This is a genomic window from Psychrobacter sp. TB55-MNA-CIBAN-0194 (assembly GCF_040309505.1).
Lineage (GTDB): Bacteria > Pseudomonadota > Gammaproteobacteria > Pseudomonadales > Moraxellaceae > Psychrobacter > Psychrobacter fozii.
In genome coordinates, this window is sequence record NZ_JBEOOW010000497.1 from 1 (window position 1) to 257 (window position 257).

At 38.9% G+C, this 257-nt stretch carries 1 protein-coding gene; it reads right to left on the reverse strand.

Annotated features, from left to right (window positions below; all coding sequences use genetic code 11):
• Window positions 1-202, reverse strand: a 202-nt coding sequence (locus AAEY75_RS16030) for a GAF domain-containing protein (RefSeq protein ID WP_502944446.1), incomplete at its 3' end; no start/stop codon positions are given.
• Window positions 203-257: the final 55 nt, after the last annotated feature.

Consider the following 257-nt stretch of genomic DNA (forward strand, 5'->3'; position numbering starts at 1 on the left):
TACGGGTACAAGCCACTTTACCTTGGAATGGTCCAAGGACTAATTGTTCACCACGCTTAATATAAAAACCTGCCCAATTTAGGTCTTCTAGGTTGTCATTTAGCAACGCTGAAAAATTTGCCATAGCAGCAATCAAATCATCTTCGCCTTCAAGTAAAGCTTGTGCTTGACGATTTAATGTTTGGTAAAATTCGGTTTTCATGTCCATTCCTTAAGCTGACACTCAATCGAAGAATGAGTGATGAATACGACTATTC